The sequence below is a fragment of the Enterobacter sp. DC4 genome (assembly GCF_000568095.1).
Lineage (GTDB): Bacteria > Pseudomonadota > Gammaproteobacteria > Enterobacterales > Enterobacteriaceae > Enterobacter > Enterobacter pseudoroggenkampii.
On sequence record NZ_AZUB01000001.1, the window covers coordinates 88,799 to 106,948 of the forward strand.

The 18,150-nt window shown below is 53.5% G+C and carries 19 protein-coding genes; 4 read left to right on the forward strand and 15 right to left on the reverse strand.

The genetic code is table 11. The features are described from left to right. Nucleotides 1–200: 200 nt before the first annotated feature. Both pagP and cspE read left to right on the forward strand, forming a co-directional pair. Nucleotides 201–818 carry a lipid IV(A) palmitoyltransferase PagP gene (gene pagP / locus P349_RS23550; protein ID WP_080350496.1) on the forward strand — a complete coding sequence of 206 codons (618 nt, stop codon included), beginning with the start codon at nt 201–203 and terminating at the stop codon, nt 816–818. 190 nt (nt 819–1,008) lie between these two features. Then, on the forward strand, nt 1,009–1,218 hold the full coding sequence (cspE, locus tag P349_RS23545; RefSeq protein WP_002439184.1) for a transcription antiterminator/RNA stability regulator CspE: 210 nt from the start codon (nt 1,009–1,011) through the stop codon (nt 1,216–1,218). 219 nt (nt 1,219–1,437) lie between these two features. On the opposite strand, the gene crcB is transcribed toward cspE, so the two are convergent. Further along, nucleotides 1,438–1,821 carry a fluoride efflux transporter CrcB gene (crcB, locus tag P349_RS23540; RefSeq protein WP_024907010.1) on the reverse strand — a complete coding sequence of 128 codons (384 nt, stop codon included), beginning with the start codon at nt 1,819–1,821 and terminating at the stop codon, nt 1,438–1,440. A gap of 67 nt (nt 1,822–1,888) precedes the next feature. On the opposite strand from crcB, the gene P349_RS23535 reads away from it, so the two are divergent. Both P349_RS23535 and tatE read left to right on the forward strand, forming a co-directional pair. Further along, nucleotides 1,889–2,677 carry a deaminated glutathione amidase gene (locus P349_RS23535; RefSeq protein ID WP_032649566.1) on the forward strand — a complete coding sequence of 263 codons (789 nt, stop codon included), beginning with the start codon at nt 1,889–1,891 and terminating at the stop codon, nt 2,675–2,677. 125 nt (nt 2,678–2,802) lie between these two features. Next, on the forward strand, nt 2,803–3,006 hold the full coding sequence (gene tatE / locus P349_RS23530) for a twin-arginine translocase subunit TatE (protein WP_023310742.1): 204 nt from the start codon (nt 2,803–2,805) through the stop codon (nt 3,004–3,006). A gap of 81 nt (nt 3,007–3,087) precedes the next feature. Here the strand turns inward: tatE and lipA are convergent, their stop codons facing one another. From lipA to leuS, 14 genes are all read right to left on the reverse strand, one after another. Further along, entirely contained in the window at nt 3,088–4,053 is a 966-nt protein-coding gene (gene lipA, locus P349_RS23525) for a lipoyl synthase (RefSeq protein ID WP_024907012.1), read from the reverse strand. A gap of 207 nt (nt 4,054–4,260) precedes the next feature. Beyond that, nucleotides 4,261–5,214 (reverse strand): YbeF family transcriptional regulator, encoded by a 954-nt coding sequence (locus tag P349_RS23520; RefSeq protein ID WP_024907013.1) that lies wholly within the window; start codon nt 5,212–5,214, stop codon nt 4,261–4,263. Between the two features lie 291 nt (nt 5,215–5,505). Continuing rightward, complete coding sequence (gene lipB, locus P349_RS23515) at nt 5,506–6,147, reverse strand: lipoyl(octanoyl) transferase LipB (RefSeq protein ID WP_024907014.1); 642 nt, start codon at nt 6,145–6,147, stop codon at nt 5,506–5,508. 94 nt (nt 6,148–6,241) lie between these two features. After that, entirely contained in the window at nt 6,242–6,505 is a 264-nt protein-coding gene (ybeD, locus tag P349_RS23510; protein WP_006177135.1) for a DUF493 family protein YbeD, read from the reverse strand. A gap of 106 nt (nt 6,506–6,611) precedes the next feature. Then, complete coding sequence (gene dacA / locus P349_RS23505) at nt 6,612–7,823, reverse strand: D-alanyl-D-alanine carboxypeptidase DacA (RefSeq protein WP_014069323.1); 1,212 nt, start codon at nt 7,821–7,823, stop codon at nt 6,612–6,614. A 139-nt stretch (nt 7,824–7,962) separates the two neighbouring features. Next, nucleotides 7,963–9,075, reverse strand: coding sequence for an endolytic peptidoglycan transglycosylase RlpA (rlpA, locus tag P349_RS23500; protein ID WP_024907015.1), 1,113 nt, complete (start codon nt 9,073–9,075; stop codon nt 7,963–7,965). A gap of 16 nt (nt 9,076–9,091) precedes the next feature. Next, the gene (gene mrdB / locus P349_RS23495; RefSeq protein WP_008501037.1) at nt 9,092–10,204 is read right to left on the reverse strand and encodes a peptidoglycan glycosyltransferase MrdB; all 1,113 of its coding nucleotides are present in this window, start codon (nt 10,202–10,204) and stop codon (nt 9,092–9,094) included. Between the two features lie 2 nt (nt 10,205–10,206). Next, on the reverse strand, nt 10,207–12,108 hold the full coding sequence (gene mrdA, locus P349_RS23490; RefSeq protein WP_032649564.1) for a peptidoglycan DD-transpeptidase MrdA: 1,902 nt from the start codon (nt 12,106–12,108) through the stop codon (nt 10,207–10,209). 28 nt (nt 12,109–12,136) lie between these two features. After that, nucleotides 12,137–12,604: a 23S rRNA (pseudouridine(1915)-N(3))-methyltransferase RlmH gene (gene rlmH, locus P349_RS23485; RefSeq protein ID WP_003858701.1), complete on the reverse strand. Its 468-nt coding sequence runs from the start codon at nt 12,602–12,604 to the stop codon at nt 12,137–12,139. A 3-nt stretch (nt 12,605–12,607) separates the two neighbouring features. Beyond that, the gene (gene rsfS / locus P349_RS0123970) at nt 12,608–12,925 is read right to left on the reverse strand and encodes a ribosome silencing factor (protein WP_023334893.1); all 318 of its coding nucleotides are present in this window, start codon (nt 12,923–12,925) and stop codon (nt 12,608–12,610) included. A 269-nt stretch (nt 12,926–13,194) separates the two neighbouring features. Then, nucleotides 13,195–13,860, reverse strand: coding sequence for a nicotinate-nucleotide adenylyltransferase (gene nadD, locus P349_RS23480; RefSeq protein ID WP_032649561.1), 666 nt, complete (start codon nt 13,858–13,860; stop codon nt 13,195–13,197). Further along, a complete protein-coding gene (holA, locus tag P349_RS23475; protein ID WP_032649560.1) occupies nt 13,853–14,884 on the reverse strand; it encodes a DNA polymerase III subunit delta in 1,032 nt (343 codons plus the stop codon). The genes nadD and holA overlap by 8 nt, the downstream gene beginning before the upstream one ends. Next, nucleotides 14,884–15,453 (reverse strand): LPS assembly lipoprotein LptE, encoded by a 570-nt coding sequence (gene lptE, locus P349_RS23470; protein WP_032649557.1) that lies wholly within the window; start codon nt 15,451–15,453, stop codon nt 14,884–14,886. The genes holA and lptE overlap by 1 nt, the downstream gene beginning before the upstream one ends. A gap of 14 nt (nt 15,454–15,467) precedes the next feature. Continuing rightward, nucleotides 15,468–18,050: a leucine--tRNA ligase gene (gene leuS, locus P349_RS23465; RefSeq protein WP_032649554.1), complete on the reverse strand. Its 2,583-nt coding sequence runs from the start codon at nt 18,048–18,050 to the stop codon at nt 15,468–15,470. Nucleotides 18,051–18,150: the final 100 nt, after the last annotated feature.

An 18,150-nucleotide genomic window follows, 5' to 3' on the forward strand; every position in this document is an offset into this window, starting at 1 on the left:
ATGTGTCCCAATAATGATAACAAATTGTTAATGTTTTGTATGGTTTTGCATGTCACTGATTACGAACGCTAAATGGCAAAAGTCACACCTTTTGTGGGCTTATTTGAGCATATCCCCCCATTTCTTTAAGAATATTCCCGGAAAATGGCCGAATAATTAGGAATAACGCCGATGCCGTTAAGCCTTGATTCAACTATTTTATGGTAAACTTTGCCTCGAATACTAAGAATGGTAATTGCATTGTGATCGTACGTAATACATTTTTCTCTGTTTTGTTGTTTATTTTTGGGCAGTTAACGTTTTCTTCTGTTGCACAGGCAGAAGGCAACGCGACGGACAAAGGCTGGTTCTCCACCTTTACGGATAATGTTTCCCAGACCTGGACGGCTCCTGAACATTATGATCTCTATGTTCCGGCAATAACGTGGCATGCGCGTTTTGCTTATGACAAAGAGAAAACCGATAAATACAACGAGCGTCCGTGGGGCGCGGGTTTTGGTCAGTCTCGCTGGGACGAAAAGGGAAACTGGCATGGCATCTATCTGATGGCCTTCAAAGACTCGTTTAATAAATGGGAGCCGATTGGGGGATATGGTTGGGAGAAAACCTGGCGTCCGCTAGCGGACGAGAACTTCCACGTCGGTTTGGGCTATACCGCCGGGGTCACTGCACGTGACAATTGGAACTACATCCCGATCCCGGTGCTGCTGCCTTTGGCCTCTATTGGCTATGGCCCCGCAACGTTCCAGATGACCTACATCCCGGGTACGTACAACAACGGAAACGTTTACTTCGCCTGGATGCGTTTTCAGTTTTAACTGACAAAACGTTACATAGTGGTGAAAAAACGCGCAGGCGTTGATTCATAAACGATAAAAATCTGCCAGTGAAAATTAACGCGACTTTAGTCACTTTTTATCAAAGATCCGCTGGACAAAAGGTCCCACAATTGATGTACTGGTAACCGACACAGCATTTGTGTCGTTTTTTAATGTAAAGGTAATTTTGATGTCTAAGATTAAAGGTAACGTTAAGTGGTTTAATGAGTCCAAAGGATTCGGTTTCATTACTCCTGAAGATGGCAGCAAAGACGTGTTCGTACACTTCTCTGCAATCCAGTCTAATGGTTTCAAAACTCTGGCTGAAGGTCAGCGTGTAGAGTTCGAAATCACTAACGGTGCCAAAGGCCCTTCTGCTGCTAACGTAATCGCTCTGTAATTCAGACGCGTCAGCAAGAATTTCAAAACCCGCTCCATGAGCGGGTTTTTTTCGTTTTGAATCAGCCAAGCAGATACATTTTCAGGAAGCTAGCAACGATCAGCACGCTTAATAACACCATGCCTGCGCTCATCAGACTCTGTTTCATTCTGTCACCCTCGTTCAGTTCTGCATTCAGAGTGACAGAGAAAAATTAAGCCAACATTAACGGTTCGACGGTTAATGCGTGCTTGCGGAGGAAAAGAGCCAAAATGCGATCCCCGTCATCGCAAACGAGCCGAGCATGTTAATCGCGATGTTCGCCAGTGCCCAGCCGATACGGCCTTCCTGAAAGAGAAATACGACTTCTGCGGAGAACGTTGAGAAGGTGGTTAACCCGCCGCAGAAACCCGTCGTAATCAGGACCTTCCACATCGGGTCGATGTGCGTCATTCGGTTAAACCAGGCCAGCCCCATGCCAATGATAAAGGCACCAATCAGGTTAGCGGCCAGTGTCCCCATAGGAATCGCCTGATGCAGAGGATTAAACCGCATACTCAGAAACCATCGCGCAACGCTACCCGTTCCCCCACCAATAAAAACGGCTAAAAGTAGTTGTAACACGCTAAATACCTGCTATTTGATGTGTAAGAGAAGCGAGTTTAACGCCGTTTATGATGAGGGGACAAATATGTATGTTGCGGTAGGGCAATTTGCGGTCACGCCTGACTGGCATGAAAATGCGCTCACGTGCGTCAACCTGATGAAGCAGGCCCGGCAGAAAGGCGCGTCGCTGCTGGTTCTCCCCGAGGCGCTGCTTGCCAGGGATGATAATGATCCGGATTTATCGGTGAAGTCTGCGCAGCCGCTGGACGGCGAATTCTTGCAGCAACTGCTCGCCCAGAGCGTGGGCAATACGATGACGACGATCTTAACGATCCATGTCCCCACCACGCCGGGCCGTGCAGTGAATACGCTGGTGGCGATTCGTGGCGGGGCCATTGTCGCCCGCTACGCCAAGCTGCATCTCTATGATGCGTTCAGCATTCAGGAGTCGCGGCGCGTCGACCCCGGAGACAGTATCCCACCGCTTCTGGAGATTGACGGACTTAAGGTTGGGTTGATGACCTGCTATGATCTGCGTTTTCCCGAGCTGGCGCTCCATCTGGCGCTACAGGGCGCGGACCTGCTGGTACTGCCTGCCGCGTGGGTTCGCGGGCCATTAAAAGAGCACCACTGGGCAACGCTGCTGGCGGCACGCGCGCTGGATACCACCTGCTATGTCGTTGCCGCAGGAGAATGCGGAACGAGAAACATCGGGCAAAGCAGGGTGGTTGATCCGCTGGGGGTGACGATCGCCGCCGCTGCGGAAGCCCCGCATTTGCTGGTGGCGGAGATAAATGTAGACAGAATCACGCTTGTGCGTCAGCAACTACCTGTTCTTCGCAATCGTCGGTTTGCGCCACCGCAATTATTGTGATGTTTTTTTCAACAATGCTTGATTCACCTTGTTACAGATTGCTATTGTGTGCACGCGCTAAATGACCGTTAATACAATCAGGTTTTGGCGCTGAATGCAGCCTGTTTTAAGTAAAGAAGGTATCTATGGGTGAGATTAGTATTACCAAACTGCTGGTGGTTGCCGCACTGGTCGTCCTGCTGTTTGGTACCAAGAAGTTACGCACGCTGGGTGGTGACCTGGGGGCTGCCATCAAAGGCTTTAAGAAAGCGATGAACGACGATGATGCGGCGGCGAAGAAAAGCGCCGAGGATGACGTCCCGGCAGACAAGCTTTCTCACAAAGAGTGACAGCAAAGCCTGAGGGCTTGCGAAAAAAAACCGGCTCATGAGGCCGGTTTTTTTGTATTACTGTAAAAGAATATTACAGCATTATTTAACTTCTTCGCCTTTCGCCTGCATATCGGCATGGTATGAGGAGCGAACGAACGGGCCGCAGGCTGCGTGGGTGAAGCCCATCGCCATCGCTTCGGCTTTCATTTCATCGAACTCATCCGGGCTCACGTAGCGCTGTACCGGCAGGTGGTGACGGCTTGGCTGCAGATACTGCCCCAGGGTCAACATGGTCACACCGTGGCGGCGAAGATCGCGCATCACCTCAATGATTTCCTCATTGGTTTCACCCAGCCCCACCATCAGACCAGACTTGGTCGGAATATGCGGATGCGCTTCTTTGAAACGCTCCAGCAGTTTCAGAGACCAGTTATAGTCAGCACCCGGGCGGACCTGACGGTAAAGACGCGGCACGTTCTCCAGGTTGTGGTTAAACACATCTGGCGGCGTTGCGGTAAGGATATCCAGCGCGCGGTCCATACGGCCACGGAAGTCAGGCACCAGCGTTTCGATTTTGATGTTAGGGCTTTTCTCGCGAATGGCCGTAATACAGTCGGCGAAGTGCTGAGCACCGCCGTCACGCAGATCGTCACGGTCAACGGAGGTAATTACCACATAGCGCAGCGCCATGTCGGCGATGGTCTGCGCCAGTTTCTGGGGTTCGTTAGCATCAGGTGCGACTGGACGGCCATGAGCAACATCGCAGAACGGGCAGCGGCGGGTACAGATAGCACCCAAAATCATAAACGTCGCGGTACCGTGATTGAAACATTCAGCAAGGTTCGGACAAGAGGCTTCTTCACATACGGAGTGAAGGCCATTCTTGCGCATCGCCGCTTTGATCCCCTGGATACGCGAAGAGTCGGCCGGAAGTTTGATTTTCATCCATTCCGGTTTTCTTAACAGCGCCTCGCGCTCTGTAGCCACGTTTTTAACCGGGATAAGGGCCATTTTATCGGCATCGCGGTATTTAACACCGCGTTCCATCACAATGGGTTTACTCATAGCGTGCGTGTTCCAGTTGCGAATATCGAAGGAAAGCGTTTCAATTCAAGGGAATGTTGTATTTATCAACTATTTTTGAACGAACGACAGGCAGTATATCATTGAAACGGTCGTTAAAGCAGCCTGCCAGATCGCCAATTTGTAAAATAGTTGTTGTTTTGTGCCTTTCGCCCTGCCTGTTGCAGGGTCTTGTGCTGGCTAAACCTGTCAGAAGGCCTGACGGATAATGCGGATGACGTTTTCCAGAACCGGATCGCGCAAGCTCAGCTTGTTGTAATGCAGTGAAATCTCGATTGATTCCGCATTAAGCTGACTGAGTGGAATGCTCTCCAGCGGCCAGCATTTTTGTAGCAGGCTGTACAGGCGCGACGGCATAACGCACAGCATATCGCTACTGCCGATCAGCGATGCGGTGGTGAACATATTGTAACTGCTGAAGCTGATCTGACGTTCCGGGAAAATTTCATCAATACGCTGACGAAGCGCGTGGTTAGACTGCCCTTCGGTCATGAATGACGAGTGGTCGTAGTTACGCAGATTTTCGATGGTCAGCGGTTCGCTGAGAACCGGATGCTGCTGCCGACAAACCAGCACCAGGTTATCCGAATAGAGCACATTTTGACCCAACGCTCTGGCACTGAAGCTGCCGCTTTCAATAATCAGATCCGTCTGGAACTGGGCAAGCTGAATGTCAGGTTCATTGAGCGGCACATTGCGAAGCAGGAGCTGTGGAGCATGCTCTTTCACGGCCTGGAAGATCGCCGGCATCACCAGCACACCCACAGAAGGGGAACAGCCGATGGTGATGGTTCTCTGCTTATCATAGCTCCCGGTTAAATCCAGTGCGCCCAGAATCGACTCCAGCCCCTGGCTGATGTACTCGTGGAGATGCGTGGCGTAAGCCGTCGGCGTTACCCCCTGGCCCTTACGGATAAATAACGGGTCAGGAAATATAGCGCGTAGCTTTTGGATTGACTGACTTATTGCTGATGGCGTGAGATTAAGAATTTTCGCAGCGTTAACGATACCCTTATGGACATATACTGCCTCAAAAATAGTCAGTAAATTGAGATCAATATTACGTAAAGTCCGAAAAATTTGCGGCTTGTCTTCGCCACCAGGTTCATTCAGTCGTTTGGCTGGTAAATTATTATACTCCACGCTTTCACCCCGTATACATTCACAATATGAATGATAGTTGAATTTATTTATTATGCTTGTAGAGATTCGTAAAGTGTTGGTTTTGTTTCACTTGTTTATCAAAAGCAAACAGTTGTGTGATAATTGCTCACGTTACTTATGCCGTGTTTGCCGAGCTTGCTGGAGGCTAAATAATATGTAGCGGTAATATTCGGGCGCTTCGAAAATATAGAATCCGTGGATTATTGTAAAGTGCAAAAGCGGTAAATAAACAGCGGCCCGTCAAATTATCGAGCCCTGTTGTACGATATATTAAGCAGGGATATATTCGTGTGGGGGATTGTTAAGTAGCGCTAACACGTTCTTCAAAAGCACGGGACGAATATGTTCGGGCGTAGCAGCTTCCACCCACTGGCGCATTTGCGTCATTTCCATGCCAGCGTAGCCGCAGGGGTTTATGCGCTGGAACGGCGCGAGATCCATATTAATATTCAATGCCAGGCCATGGAATGAGCAGCCTTTCCGAATACGCAGCCCCAGGGAGCAGATCTTCATTTCCCCCACGTAAACGCCCGGCGCATCGGCACGCGGATGCGCGTCAATACCATATTCCGCCAGCGTGTTGACGACGGTTTGTTCCAGTAAAGTGACCAGTTCACGCACGCCCAGCTTTCTGCGCTTCAGATTGAGCAGGACGTACATCACCTGCTGCCCGGGCCCATGGTACGTGACCTGACCGCCGCGATCGCTCTGGATAACCGGGATATCTCCCGTCATTAATAGATGTTCTGCTTTACCCGCCTGACCCTGCGTAAAGACCGGCAGGTGTTCGACCAGCCAGATCTCATCTGGGGTGCTGTCATCGCGTGAATCGGTGAAGTCATGCATGGCCTGGGAGACAGGCTCATAAGGTTGCAGCCCGAGGTGACGGACCAGAATTTTATCCTGATACAAAACTGCGTCTCCGAAGACGAGGGACAAAAGGTGTGGGGGAGTATATCACAGCGGGGAGAGGGGTTACCCGGCAAACCGGGTAACCGCAAAGGGACTACAGCACCATACGAACAATTTCGATATTGCCGAGCTCTTCGTACAGCGTTTCCACCTGCTCAATGTGTGTCGCAGTGATGGTAATAGAAACCGAGTGGTAGTTGCCCTTGCTGCTTGGTTTTACTGACGGAGAGTAGTCACCCGGCGCATGGCGCTGTACCACTTCAACCACCTGATCAACCAGCTCAGGTTTCGCCAGACCCATTACTTTGTAGGTAAATGAGGTAGGGAATTCAAGCAGTTCGTTAAGTTTGGTTTTCATGTCAGCTCCGGCGTAACGTCAAAAAATAATAACTCCCACGTCGGGTGGGAGTTATCAGGATACTTAGTATATGGGGATCAAAATCACACTTTCAAGTGTTCAATTTTTAACCAAACCAGTGGTGGAACATCAATTTAATGTAATCAATGATTTTGCCGAAGAAATTGCCTTCAGGAATTTCTTGCAGGACAACCAGCGGACGCTGATCGATCGTTTTTCCATCCAGCTGGAAGTTGATCGTGCCTACAACCTGGTTTTTCTGCAGTGGGGCATGCAGCTCGGTGCTGTTCAGCACGTAGCTGGCTTTCAGATCCTTCATACGACCGCGCGGAATGGTCAGGTAGAGGTCTTTATCAACGCCGAGAGAAGCACGGTCGTTGTCGCCGAACCAGACGGGTTCAGACGCAAACTCTTTGCCTGCTTTCAGTGGATTCACGGTTTCGAAGAAGCGGAAGCCCCAGGTCAGCAGCTTCTTGCTTTCTGTTTCACGACCTTTAAAGGTACGGCCGCCCATCACGGCAGAGATCAGACGCATCTGACCTTCAGTAGCAGAGGCCACCAGGTTGTAGCCCGCTTTGTCGGTGTGGCCAGTTTTAATGCCGTCAACGTTCAGGCTGTTATCCCACAGCAGGCCGTTACGGTTGGTCTGACGAATACCGTTGAAGGTGAACTCTTTTTCTTTATAGATAGAGTACTCATTAGGAACATCGCGGATCAGCGCCTGTCCAATCAGGGCCATATCACGCGCGGAGCTGTACTGACCGTCTGCGTCCAGGCCGTGTACGGTCTGGAAGTGGCTGTTTTTCAGACCCAGCGCGGTAACGTAGCTGTTCATCAGACCCACGAAGGCATCCTGGCTACCGGCGGCGAAATCGGCCATCGCCACGCAGGCATCGTTACCCGACTGCAGGTTGATACCACGAATCAGCTGGGAAACAGGAACCTGCATACCCGGCTTCAGGAACATCAGAGAGGAACCTTTGAAGACAGGGTTCCCGGTTGCCCACGCATCGTTACCGATGGTGACCAGATCCGATTCTTTGAATTTACCTGCCTTCATCGCCTGACCGATAACGTAGCTGGTCATCATTTTGGTCAGGCTGGCCGGATCACGGCGGGCATCGGCATTCTGTTCTGCCAGCACTTTGCCAGAGTTGTAATCGATCAGGATGTAGGATTCCGCATCGATTTGCGGAACGCCAGGGATCATGGTCTTGATATTCAGGTCATCGGCGTGAGCTGCAGAGAGCGCAGCAGCGCAAAGGGCCGTGGTCAGCGCCATGCGCTGCACAAAACGAGCAGAAAAAGTGGTCTTCATGGTCAGAACTACGACATCCGTGATGGAATTAAAAAAAGTGCCTTACTATAGCAAATGCTATTCAGGCAGGCATCCGACTTTAAGCATGAGTTTGTGAATGTGTTTTACACTAACTGACAATTCGGATACCGCCGGTTAATTATTTCGCAACAGCGATAAATGACTGAAGTTGAGCTTCATTCTGCAGACGCTGCTGCAGGGATGCTGCCTGCGATTTGCTGGCAAACGGCCCCATCTGAATGCGCCAGACCGCGCCGTTCTGCTCAACGCGTCCTGGTACGCCAAACTGCTGGCTCAGACGCTGTTGATACTGTTTGGCCCGTGCCTGATCGCTCACTGCGCCTACCTGAACCACATAGCTTCCGCTGGCCGCTGCTGGAGCCGCCACCGCCGCACTTTGCGTGGCCGCTGGCGCCGTTACGGGAGCCGGCTGGGTCGCTGGCGCAGCGACGGGTGCAGGGGCTGGAGTGGGTTCACTGCCTTCCAGCACGCCCGCGGCTAAGGTCGTCGGTGCGCCAAGAAAGCCGCTACTCTTTACCGGTGCGCCGGTAGCATCCTCGCTTTGCAGCGTGTCATTGCTGATCGGGCGTATTTCTCCTCCCGGCTGAGCAGGCTCTGCCGGAGACGAGACGCTTCCCATTCCGCCGTCAAGATTCGGGCGGTCAGGAAGGGCATAGGTCTGTTTCGCCACCGTCGTACATGCGGTACCCGGTCCGGAGAGCGAACCATCCTGCGCGACGATAATCGGGTCAATACGAACTTTGGTGTTGTTCGAGGTGTTCAGGCGATCGGCAGACGCGCGCGAGAGGGAGATCACCCGGTCATTCCCGTACGGGCCGCGGTCGTTGATACGCACGACAATCATGCGGCCATTCGCCAGGTTGGTGATACGGGCGTAGCTCGGAATCGGCAGCGTTGGGTGTGCCGCCGTCAGTTGCATTGGGTCGAACGCCTCCCCGGAAGCCGTCAGGTTACTGCCTGGCTCGGCATCATAAATGGCGGCAAAGCCTGCCTGACTGAAACGGGAAGGATCCTGAACAATTTTATAGCTTTTGCCGTCGCGCTCGTAATCCTGATTGGCACTGGCATTCAGCGGTTCATAAACGGGATCGGCACCGCTGATTTCAACGATCGGGCCATTACACACCGCAGGCTGCGGCGGCGCGACGGTTGCCTGTTGCTGACCATCATCACTTGTGCAGGCCGCAAGTAAACTTGCCGCGATGCAGATCCCCAGCCACTGCTTACGCATTCCGATCCCCTTATTTTTATACGCTTTTTGACAACATTTTTCTGTGGGTATGGATCGACATCACGATACCAAACCCGGCCATCAACACGATCAGTGCCGAGCCTCCGTAACTCACCAGCGGCAGCGGTACGCCTACCACCGGCAGAATACCACTCACCATACCAATATTTACGAAGACATAAACGAATAAAATCAGCATCAACCCGCCAGCCATGACGCGACCAAACGTGGTTTGTGCACGCGCTGCAATCCACAATCCCCGCATGATCAGCAGGACATACAGCGCAAGAAGTATCAGAATGCCAACCAGCCCCAGCTCTTCCGCCAGTACAGCAAAGATAAAATCGGTGTGGCGTTCCGGTAAAAATTCCAGCTGCGACTGCGTACCGTGCAGCCAGCCTTTACCGCGCAGGCCCCCGGAGCCAATCGCAATCTTGGACTGAATAATATGATAGCCCGCGCCCAGCGGATCGGTTTCCGGATCGAGTAGCATCATGACGCGCTGGCGCTGGTAGTCATGCATCAGGAAGAACCAGAGGATAGGGATGAACGCCGCAATCAGCACCACCGCGATACCAATCAGGCGCCAGCTCAGTCCCGACAGGAACAGGACAAACAGGCCGGAGAGGGCAATAAGGATTGAGGTCCCCAGGTCAGGCTGTGCCGCAACCAGCAGCGTTGGCAGGAAAATCAGCACCAGCGCGATAGCGGTATTTTTCAGAGATGGCGGACAGACGTCGCGGTTGATAAAGCGTGCCACCATTAATGGCACGGCGATTTTGGCAATCTCCGAGGGCTGGAAGCGGACAATCCCCAAATCCAGCCAGCGCTGCGCCCCTTTTGAAATGGCGCCAAACGCATCTACCGCAACCAGCAAAATAATACAGAAGATGTAGAGGTAGGGCGCCCAGCCTTCGTAGACGCGCGGCGGGATCTGCGCCATTACCACCATAATGATCAGACCCATGGCGATCTGGCCGATTTTGCGCTCCATCATGCCGATGTCCTGGCCGCTCGCGCTCCAGATAACCAGGGCGCTGTAAACCAGCAGGGCCAGCAGGATCAGCAGCATGGCTGGGTCGATGTGGATTTTGTCCCACAGCGATTTTTTATTTGGATTATCCGTCATGATTATTGGTCCTCCGCCGCAGCGGCGGCCGGGTTTTCAGCCGGCAGTTCGGTGTTGTTATCACCCAGCATAATGTGGTCAAGGATCTGGCGCATGATGGTCCCTACAGCTGGACCGGCACCGCCGTTCTCCAGAATCATCGCCACCGCGACCTGCGGGTTATCATAAGGGGCAAACGCCGTCATCAGCTTATGGTCACGCAGACGTTCAGCAATGCGGTGCGCGTTATAGGTTTCGTTGGCTTTCAGACCGAACACCTGCGCAGTACCGGATTTTGCGGCCACTTTGTACGGTGTACCGGTGAAGTACTTATGCGCGGTACCGTTCGGGCGGTTTGCCACGCCGTACATACCGTCTTTCGCAATTTCCCAGAAGCCGGAATGAATGTCACCCACCGGGGCCTCATGCGGCTGGTTCCACGGCACTTTTTTGCCGTCTTCAACCGTGCTCTGCAGCAGATGCGGCACTTTTACCACGCCGTCATTGATGAGGATCATCATGGCCTTGTTCATCTGAAGCGGTGTTGCCGTCCAGTAGCCCTGGCCGATACCCACCGGAATGGTGTCACCCTGATACCACGGTTTTTTAAAGCGCTTCAGCTTCCATTCACGCGTTGGCATGTTGCCAGAACGTTCTTCGGAGAGGTCAACGCCGGTGTAATGCCCGTAACCGAATTTGCTCATCCACTCTGACAGGCGGTCGATCCCCATGTCATACGCCACCTGATAGAAGAAGGTATCCGCAGATTCTTCCAGCGATTTGGTGACGTTCAGATGACCGTGGCCCCATTTTTTCCAGTCACGATAGCGTTTATCTGAACCAGGCAGTTGCCACCAGCCCGGGTCAAACAGACTGGTATTACGGTTAATTACGCCGGCACTCAGCGCAGAAACCGCCACGTACGGTTTAACCGTTGATGCCGGCGGATAAACCCCTTGCGTCGCGCGGTTCACCAGCGGCGTGTTCGGGTCATTCAGCAGACCGGAATAGTCTTTACTGGAAATGCCATCAACGAACAGGTTCGGGTCATAGCTAGGCATGGAAACCATTGCCAGGATGCCGCCGGTACGAGGATCGGTGACCACAACGGCTGCACGGCTGCCCGCCAGCAGGGTTTCAATATACTGCTGCAGCTTAAGGTCGAGGGTCAGATAGACGTCATGCCCCGCCTGAGGAGGGACTTCTTTCAGCTGGCGGATCACTCGGCCGCGGTTGTTAACCTCAACTTCTTCATAGCCGGTTTGCCCGTGCAAAACGTCTTCGTAGTAACGTTCGATCCCCAGCTTACCGATATCGTGCGTTGCCGCGTAGTTTGCCAGCTTGCCGTCTTTATCAAGGCGGTCGACGTCTTTGTCGTTAATCTTGGAGACGTAGCCAATCACATGCGTCAGCGCGGAGCCGTAGGGGTAGTAGCGACGCTTATAACCCTTCACTTCCACGCCGGGGAAGCGGTATTGGTTTACCGCAAAGCGGGCCACCTGGACTTCCGTCAGGTTGGTTTTAACCGGAATGGAGGTGAAACGGTGAGAGCGGGAGCGCTCTTTTTTGAAGGCCGCGATATCGTCATCGTTAAGGTCGACAACGCTTTTCAGCGCTTCCAGCGTATCCTGAACATTATCGACTTTTTCCGGCATCATCTCGATTTGATAGATGGTGCGGTTTAACGCCAGCGGTGTGCCGTTACGATCGTAAATAATGCCGCGGCTGGGGGCGATAGGCACCAGCTTGATACGGTTTTCGTTTGAACGCGTCTGGTAGTCGGTAAAGCGGACAATTTGCAGATTATAAAGGTTGGCGATCAGCACGCCGGTAAGCAGCAAAATCCCGGTAAAGGCGACCAGCGCCCGGCGCACAAACAGCGCGGACTCAGCCGTATAGTCGCGAAAAGAATTCTGTAGTTTCATCCGCTGCTTAATCTACCCTGGTCAGTCATTACTCGCGGTGATAGGGGTGGTTGGTAGTAATGCTCCACGCGCGATACAGGCTCTCTGCCACCAGTACCCGAACGAGCGGGTGGGGAAGCGTCAGCGCGGAGAGGGACCAACTTTGTTCAGCCGCCGCTTTGCAGGCGGGGGATAACCCTTCTGGACCGCCAATCAACAGACTGACGTCACGGCCATCCTGCTTCCAGCGCTCCAGTTCGTGCGCCAGTTGCGGCGTATCCCAGGGTTTTCCTGGAATATCGAGGGTGACGATGCGGTTTTTGCCTGCGGCAGCCAGCATCAGTTCGCCCTCTTTATCGAGAATACGTTTGATATCCGCGTTCTTGCCGCGCTTACCGGCGGGAATTTCCACCAGTTCGAACGGCATGTCTTTTGGAAAACGACGCAGATATTCAGTAAAACCGGTTTGTACCCAGTCCGGCATTTTGGTGCCGACGGCGACCAGCTGCAACTTCACGCATTAACCCCAGAGTTTTTCCAGCTCATACAGGCGACGGCTCTCGTCCTGCATGACGTGGACAATTACATCGCCGAGGTCGACAACCACCCAGTCAGCCGTTGCTTCACCTTCAACACCCAGTGGCAACAGTCCTGCTGCACGCGATTCCTGAACCACGTGATCGGCAATCGAAACAACATGACGCGTAGATGTACCGGTGCAGATGATCATGCAGTCGGTAATACTGGATTTACCCTTAACGTCGATAGCGATGATGTCCTGACCTTTCAGGTCATCAATTTTGTCAATAACAAAATCCTGGAGTGCTTTACCCTGCAAGTTTTCCCCCTGGGGTGAATGAGATTGTAAAACGTTGAATTCGTAGCCAGACAGTATACCTGAACTCACGCCTGTGTCGGGACAAATGTCTCCGACCGGGCTTTTGAAGGCGGGTATCATCCCACCCTCTGCCTGAGATTGCATCGCCATTTTTGTAAAACAATTTCTGTAAAGCAATGATCGGCGGGAAAGTCTGGCAGCGGAGAATAACAGTATGGCTTAACCTGTCAAGGCAGGATAAACAATAAGCCGCTTTTTATGCCCTCCGGCTATTCATCTGCGCTTTTCTGATACAACCCGTGCGTATGGATATACGCCAGCACCGGGGCTGGCAGTAGATCGTCACAGGCTAAACCCTGCTGTAAACGCTCACGTATGAGGGTTGCAGAGATATCGAACCACGGCGTTTCCGCCAGATAGATCTTCCCGGCAGGCCGATTGTGAAGATCTTCAACATTATCGGTGAGATGATCTTCCAGCCACTGCTGGTACTGCGCTTCACGCATGGTCAGAGGATAGCCAGGGCGGCGGCAGACGAGCAGATGGCTGTTCTCCAGGATGGTTTCATACTGATGCCATGTGGGTAAATTCAGCAGGGAATCCTGGCCGATAATAAACGCCAGCGGCTGGTCTGGACCCTGTTCTGCGCGCCACTCCTGAAGCGTCTGTGACGTCCAGGAGGGCGTGTCGCGACGCAGCTCACGCTCATCAAGTTGGAAGAGCGGTTTATCTGCGATGGCAAGGGCGAGCATCGCTTTTCGCTGCTCGCTGGTCGCCTCGGGCTGTGGACGATGGGGCGGGACATTGTTGGGCATGATGGTGACGCGCTGAAGGCCGATCAGATTCGCCAGAATTTCAACCGGCTTCAGGTGCCCGTAATGTACCGGGTCGAAGGTGCCGCCATACAAGGCCTGTAAAGAATGCATACTATCCATCAATAAAAACGTCTGCCAGCGCCTTGTGGCAGAGCAGCAGAGAAAGGCTTTCCAGCTCCGCCCAGACCGACTGGCCGTAATCTTGTTTTAACGTGAGCTCAGCGCGCATCAGAAGCTGTACAGCCTGACGAAGCTGTTCATGACTCAGGCGGTTGACGGCCTCGGTGGTCAAAGCCCGGCGATTTTGCCACACGCGGTGTTTATCAAACAGCGAACGCAGCGGCGTATGGGCAGACTGACGCTTGAGCGTAATCAGCAGCAGTAATTCGCGCTGCACGGTTCGCAGCAGAATAACGGGTTCGCTCCCTTCAAGACGCAGCTGTTGCAGAATATGCAGGGCGCGTTTGCTCTTCGCCGACAGTAGCGCATCCACCCAGTGGAACGGCGTAAAGTGCGCCGCGTCGTTAACGGCCTGCTCGACGCGCGGCAAGGTCAGCTTGCCATCCGGCCAGAGCAGGGAGAGTCTGTCCAGCGCCTGCGCCAGGGCCAGCAGATTACCTTCATAGCAGTAGCAAAGCAGTTGATTCGCCGCGTCATCCAGCTGAAGGTTGTGCTGTTTCGCTCTCGCGGCGACCCATTTAGGCAGATGTGCCTGCTCAGGCGTCTGACAGGTGACCAGCACCGCGTGGGTCGCGAGTTGGGTAAACCAGGCCGCGTTTTCCTGCGCTTTGGTCAGCTTGTTGCCACGCACAATAAAGAGCAGATCGCTGTGTAAGAGGCTGACCAGCGTAGCGAGCTGCTCGTTCATGGCCGCGTTAGGGCCGTTCTCCGGCAGCAGGATCTGAATTGTCTGGCGCGATGCGAAAAGGCTCATCGCCTGACAGAGCGAGAAGAGGGCGTTCCAGTCGGTGTTGTTATCCAACTGGACGGTGTGATGTTCATCAAAGCCCTGCGCGGCGGCGGCATGCCGCACGGCATCCAGGCTTTCCTGAAGCAATAACGGATCGTTTCCAAGAAGCAGATACGCCGCGCGCAGCCCTTCATTGAGCTGCGCGCGGAGTTGTTCAGGATACAGCCTGATCATCATTTACCCAGAGAGTTAGCAGCAGGAAGCGTGCCATCAACCGGTTTATCAACAATGTCAGATCCTTGTTTGGTTGACGCTGCAATACTTGGCAGTTTACGGATCAGCTGTTCCGCCGCCTTGTCGTACATTTCGTTGATGATAATCTGCTGTTCGGCATCTTTTGCCAGCGCCGTCTGCGGGTTATCGAAGAACGAACGGTATACTTTCGTGCTGATCGGGTAGATGTCTTTACCCGGGATCAGGACTGCTGCGTTGACCGTCAGTACCATCTGATACTCTGCGGTACGTCCATCCTGGAAGATAGAGGCTGTATCTTTCGACAGACCACTTCCTGTCACACGCAGAGACGGTACATCCTGACGCAGCGTCTGTTTCTCGACAAGCTCAACGCCGTTCAGACGCAGCTGATTACGAATTGCCCGGCTCAGTGGACCATTCGGATCTGATGAGTCGAACATCATCGTTTTCATCTCAGCGGGCACCGCCGTGGTATTGCGCAGGTGCCAGCCACAGCCAGCGGTGACAAGCACCGCCAGTGATAAGAGTATTGTTGCCAGTTGTCGCACGTTTCCTCCCGCGCTTAGCCAACGACCAGATTGAGCAGTTTACCCGGTACGTAGATCACTTTACGTACGGTAACGCCCTCAAGATATTTAGCGACCAGAGGTTCCTGGCCCGCGCGCTCGCGAACCTGTTCTTCGGTTGCATCGACCGCCACGGTAATTTTACCGCGGACTTTGCCGTTCACCTGGACCACGACCAGCGTGGTGTTTTCCACCATCGCGGCTTCGTCAGCCTGCGGCCACGGCGCGTTGTCGATATCGCCTTCGCCTTTCAGCTCCTGCCACAGGGTAAAGCTAACGTGCGGCGTGAACGGGTTCAGCATGCGAACAACGGCCAGCAGCGCTTCACGCATTAAAGCACGATCCTGCTCGCCGTCCTGCGGAGCCTTCGCCAGCTTGTTCATCAGTTCCATAATAGCCGCAATTGCGGTATTGAAGGTCTGACGACGACCAATATCATCGGTCACTTTCGCAATCGTTTTATGAACATCGCGACGCAGCGCCTGCTGATCTTCAGTCAGTGCGGCGGCATTCAGCGCCGGGGCATCGCCCAGTGAGGTGTGCTCGTAAACCAGTTTCCAGACGCGTTTCAGGAAGCGGTTTGCACCTTCCACGCCAGACTCCTGCCACTCCAGCGTCATGTCCGCCGGAGAAGCAAACATCATGAACAGACGCACGGTATCTGCACCGTAACGCTCAACCATCACCTGCGGGTCGATACCGTTGTTTTTCGACTTAGACATCTTGCTCATGCCGGTGTAGACCAGCTCATGACCTTCGGCGTCTTTGGCCTTCACGATACGGCCCTTCTCGTCGCGTTCAACGATCGCGTCAACCGGAGACACCCAGTTACGCTCGCCGTTGGCACCGACGTAATAGAAGGCATCCGCCAGCACCATGCCCTGGCACAGCAGCTGTTTTGCAGGTTCGTCAGAGTTCACCATGCCCGCATCGCGCATCAGCTTGTGGAAGAAGCGGAAGTAGAGCAGGTGCATGATGGCGTGTTCGATGCCGCCAATGTAGATATCTACCGGCAGCCAGTAGTTTGCCGCTTTGGAATCCAGCATACCTTCCTGATACTGCGGGCAGGTGTAGCGCGCATAGTACCAGGATGACTCCATAAAGGTGTCAAAGGTGTCGGTTTCGCGCAGCGCAGGCTGACCGTTGACGGTGGTTTTTGCCCACTCAGGATCGGCTTTGATCGGGCTGGTGATGCCGTCCATGACGACGTCTTCCGGCAGGATCACCGGCAGCTGATCTTCTGGCGTTGGCATCACGGTGCCATCTTCCAGCGTCACCATCGGGATTGGCGCACCCCAGTAACGCTGACGGGAAACGCCCCAGTCGCGCAGACGGAAGTTAACTTTACGCTCACCCACGCCAAGGGAGGCCAGCTTATCGGCGATGGCGTTGAAGCCTTCTTCGAAGCTCAGACCACTGAATTCACCGGAGTTGAACAGGGTGCCTTTTTCAGTCAGCGCGTTTTCGGACAGGTCTGGTTCAGAACCATCGGCGGCCAGAATAACGGCTTTAATAGGCAGGTTGTATTTGGTGGCAAACTCGTAGTCGCGCTGATCATGGCCCGGAACAGCCATTACCGCGCCTGTACCGTACTCCATCAGCACGAAGTTCGCTGCCCAGACCGGGATCGCTTCACCAGTCAGTGGATGCTTAGCATAGAAGCCTGTCGCAACGCCTTTTTTCTCCATCGTTGCCATGTCGGCTTCGGCCACTTTGGTGTTGCGGCACTCATCGATGAAGGTAGCCAGTTCCGGATTGTTTTCTGCCGCTTTCTGCGCCAGCGGGTGACCTGCGGCCACGGCCAGGTAGGTCGCGCCCATGAAGGTGTCCGGACGGGTGGTGTAGACAGTCAGAGTCTGGTCGTAGTTCTCAACGTTGAAGGTAATCTCCACGCCTTCAGAACGGCCGATCCAGTTGCGCTGCATGGTCTTAACGGTATCTGGCCAGTGGTCGAGGTTATCCAGATCGTTCAGCAGCTCATCAGCGTAAGCGGTGATTTTGATAAACCACTGTGGGATCTCTTTACGCTCAACTTTGGTGTCACAGCGCCAGCAGCAGCCATCGATAACCTGTTCGTTCGCGAGAACGGTCTGGTCATTCGGACACCAGTTAACGGCAGAGGTCTTCTTATACACCAGGCCTTTTTTGTACAGCTCGGTGAAGAACTTCTGCTCCCAGCGGTAGTATTCCGGGGTACAGGTTGCCAGCTCGCGGCTCCAGTCATAGCCAAAGCCCAGCATTTTGAGCTGGTTTTTCATGTACGCGATGTTGTCGTATGTCCACGGGGCCGGTGCGGTGTTGTTTTTGACCGCCGCGCCTTCCGCAGGCAGACCGAACGCATCCCAGCCGATAGGCTGCAGAACGTTTTTGCCCAGCATGCGCTGGTAACGTGCGATCACATCGCCAATGGTGTAGTTACGCACATGGCCCATGTGTAGTCGACCAGAAGGATAGGGAAGCATCGACAGGCAGTAATACTTCTCTTTGCTCTCGTCTTCGGTTACTTCAAAGGTGCGCTTCTCGTCCCAGTGTTGCTGGACTTTTGATTCTATCTCTTCCGGGCGGTATTGCTCTTGCATGGCAGCCAGTGGTCCTGTTTTCAATACAGCTACAAATGTAGCCAATGGATGTGGTCATTCAGATCCGCATAGCATAGCCCAAACGCCCGCGTCAAAACAG